This is a genomic window from Massilia mucilaginosa, assembly GCF_011682145.1.
Lineage (GTDB): Bacteria > Pseudomonadota > Gammaproteobacteria > Burkholderiales > Burkholderiaceae_D > Telluria_A > Telluria_A mucilaginosa.
Window position 1 is genome coordinate 1 of record NZ_WHJH01000225.1, and the last position, 404, is coordinate 404.

The window sequence follows — 404 nt, forward strand, 5'->3', positions numbered from 1 at the left end:
CACGATCGCCAACGGCGCCGGGGAGCTGGGCCGCCAGGCTGTTTTCCTGAGCATCAATGGCCACGGCTTCAACGTGCCGCGCGGTGTCCCGTGCGACGTGCCTATCGAAGTGGCGGCCATCCTGGAAAACGCCACGATGACCGAATACGAGGCGGGCGCCAACGGAGCCACCATCGAGCGCGAAGTGCAGCGCTTTAGCTACAGCATTAAGTACCTGCGCAAATAAGCGGTCGCCATGGCGAACCTCTCCGACTTCTTTTCGCAGGTGCTGCCCTACGTGACCGGTTGTTCGTATCCGCTCGCAGAACAGCATATCCGCGATATCTGCATCGACTTTTGCATCCACGCGCCTGTCGCGCAGCTGATGACCGATCCGCTCGACGTGATTAGTGGCGAGCGGCAAT

General features: G+C 60.9%; 1 protein-coding gene. It reads left to right on the forward strand.

The window, feature by feature from the left end; translation table 11 throughout:
- The coding region (locus F2P45_RS34605) for a hypothetical protein (protein ID WP_166882704.1) at positions 1-226 on the forward strand (226 nt) is incomplete at its 5' end.
- Positions 227-404: the final 178 nt, after the last annotated feature.